Here is a 2,713-nt window from a genome sequence, read left to right on the forward strand (position 1 = left end):
GTGCGCGGCTGGCTGGCGGGGGAGGACGAGCGGCTGCTGGTGCTGGGCTCGCTGGAGGCGAAGGGCCTGGAGTACGACGCGACGCTGGTGGTGAGCCCGGCGGAGATCGCGGACGAGTCCCCGGCGGGGCTGCGGGTGCTGTACGTGGCGCTGACCCGGGCGACCCAGCGGCTGACGGTGCTGGCCGGCGCGGCGGACGAGCCGGACGGGCGCGGGGTGCCGGACCTGCTGCGCGGGCTGTGACCCGCTCCGGGGCGGTTCCGGAGGCATATGCGCCGTGCGGATGAGGTAGAACGAGGAACAGGCGAAGGCCGGGCCCGGACGGCTAGTTGTGTTCTGCCATGGTTTGTTACGCTTTAGGTGGCACCGGCCCGATCCATGCCCCCGGGCCCAACCATTGTCGCTACGAGCGACCACTTGCCGCGAGGCGAGCTGGCGGGTCGGTGTCAAGACTTTTCTCACATCACGCGGCACCTTTCGTGCCCGCGTGCCCCCTTTCCGTGGTTACGGTCATATAGGTCATCGCCCCTGGGTTACCGGCTACTCCACGGTAGGTGCGACCATTCGGGGGCACGCGTGATGGAGAAAGTGAAGGAAGTCGGTCATGGCAACGGCGCCCAGCGTCTCGTACTCGATGACTGTCCGGCTGGAAGTTCCGGCCAGCGGTACGGCGGTCAGTCAGCTCACCACCGTCGTGGAGTCCTCCGGTGGCTCCGTCACCGGCCTCGACGTCACCGCATCCGGCCACGAGAAGCTGCGCATCGACGTCACGATCGCCGCCTCCTCCACGGCCCACGCCGATGAGATCGTGCAAAAGCTGCGCGGCATCGAGGGCGTCGCGCTCGGCAAGGTCTCCGACCGCACGTTCCTGATGCATCTCGGTGGCAAGATCGAGATGACCTCCAAACATCCGATTCGCAATCGCGACGACCTGTCGATGATCTACACACCGGGCGTGGCCCGGGTCTGCACGCAGATCGCCGCGCACCCCGAGGACGCCCGCCGGCTGACCATCAAGCGCAACAGCGTCGCCGTGGTGACCGACGGCTCCGCCGTGCTGGGCCTGGGCAACATCGGCCCGCAGGCCGCGCTGCCCGTCATGGAGGGCAAGGCCGCCCTCTTCAAGCGGTTCGCCGGCATCGACGCCTGGCCGATCTGCCTGGACACCCAGGACACCGACGCCATCGTCGAGGTCGTCAAGGCCATCGCCCCCGGCTTCGCGGGCATCAACCTGGAGGACATCTCCGCCCCCCGCTGCTTCGAGATCGAGGCGCGGCTGCGCGAGGCCCTGGACATCCCGGTGTTCCACGACGACCAGCACGGCACCGCCATCGTGGTGCTCGCGGCCCTGCACAACGCGCTGCGCGTCGTCGGCAAGGAACTGGCGGACGTGCGCGTGGTGATGTCGGGCGCCGGCGCCGCCGGTACCGCGATCCTCAAGCTGCTGCTGGCGGCGGGCGTCAAGCACGCCGTCGTCACCGACATCCACGGCGTGGTGCACGCCGGCCGCACCGACCTGGTGGACGCCGCGCCCGGCACCCCGCTGCGCTGGATCGCCGACAACACCAACCCCGACGGCGTCACCGGCACCCTCAAGGACGCCATCGTCGGCGCGGACGTCTTCATCGGCGTCTCCGCCCCCAACGTGCTGGACGCGGACGATGTCGCGGCCATGGCGGACGGCGCGATCGTGTTCGCGCTCGCCAACCCCGACCCGGAGATCGATCCGGCCATCGCCCGGCAGACCGCCGCCGTGGTGGCCACCGGCCGTTCGGACTTCCCCAACCAGATCAACAACGTGCTGGTCTTCCCCGGGGTCTTCCGCGGTCTGCTCGACGCCCAGTCGCGCACCGTCAACACCGCGATGATGCTGGCCGCCGCCCGCGCGCTGGCCGATGTCGTGGGCGAGGACGAGCTGAACGCCAACTACATCGTCCCGTCGGTCTTCAACGAGAAGGTCTCCGGCGCCGTCTCCGGTGCCGTCCGGGAGGCCGCCGAGGCCACCCACGCCGACGAGGCGTAACAACCGGCCCCAGGGGCGCGTCACGGCCCCCCGCACGTTCCGTACGGCCCTGGCCCCGGCCCGCCCCGGCGAGTCGGTTGCCGGGGCCGGTGGCGGCCCCCGTAGGGTGACCCGGAGGCTGAGCCCCGGTACGGACGCCAGGACTCTTCGTGTGACACCGCGGGCGCCGGATTGGCCTTCACACCACTGGTGGGGGCAGGATGCGTATCCGGGCGCGAGGGTCACGAAAGCCGACCCGGGTCCGGGAACTGTCCGAGGGTCCTGGCAGCATCGGCTTCGATCTCACGCCTCATCGGCAAGGAAGAACACGGGAGTACGAAATATGAACCGCAGTGAGCTGGTGGCCGCTCTGTCCGAGCGCGCCGAGGTGACCCGGAAGGACGCCGACGCTGTGCTGGCGGCCTTCGCGGAGATCACCGGGGAGATCGTGTCCAAGGGGGACGAGAAGGTCACCATCCCCGGCTTCCTGACCTTCGAGCGCACCCACCGCGCGGCGCGCACCGCCCGCAACCCGCAGACCGGCGAGCCGATCCAGATCCCCGCCGGGTACAGCGTCAAGGTGTCCGCGGGCTCCAAGCTGAAGGAAGCCGCCAAGGGCAAGTGAAACCCCGGGCCTTCGGCCCGGCGGTCCTGAACGTGTGAGGGTGGCCCCCACCCACGGGGCCACCCCTGTCTCATATACACAACACC

Annotated in this window: 3 protein-coding genes; all 3 read left to right on the forward strand. The window is 69.9% G+C overall.

The features are described 5' to 3' along the window. Nucleotides 1–243: ATP-binding domain-containing protein (locus ACFV5N_RS26700; RefSeq protein ID WP_385604777.1), on the forward strand; the 243-nt coding region annotated here is incomplete at its 5' end. Between the two features lie 361 nt (nt 244–604). Next, a complete protein-coding gene (locus ACFV5N_RS26705) occupies nt 605–2,023 on the forward strand; it encodes an NAD-dependent malic enzyme (RefSeq protein ID WP_176128651.1) in 1,419 nt (472 codons plus the stop codon). 322 nt (nt 2,024–2,345) lie between these two features. Further along, entirely contained in the window at nt 2,346–2,627 is a 282-nt protein-coding gene (locus ACFV5N_RS26710) for an HU family DNA-binding protein (RefSeq protein ID WP_019433197.1), read from the forward strand. Nucleotides 2,628–2,713: the final 86 nt, after the last annotated feature.

It is taken from the genome of Streptomyces sp. NPDC059853 (assembly GCF_042731495.1).
Classification (GTDB): Bacteria; Actinomycetota; Actinomycetes; order Streptomycetales; family Streptomycetaceae; genus Streptomyces.

Bases quoted from the DNA above. Each gene is read 5' to 3' on its own strand.
- ACFV5N_RS26705 (WP_176128651.1), top strand. From the start codon at position 605: ATGGCAACGGCGCCCAGCGTCTCGTACTCGATGACTGTCCGGCTGGAA.
- ACFV5N_RS26710 (WP_019433197.1), top strand. From the start codon at position 2,346: ATGAACCGCAGTGAGCTGGTGGCCGCTCTGTCCGAGCGCGCCGAGGTG.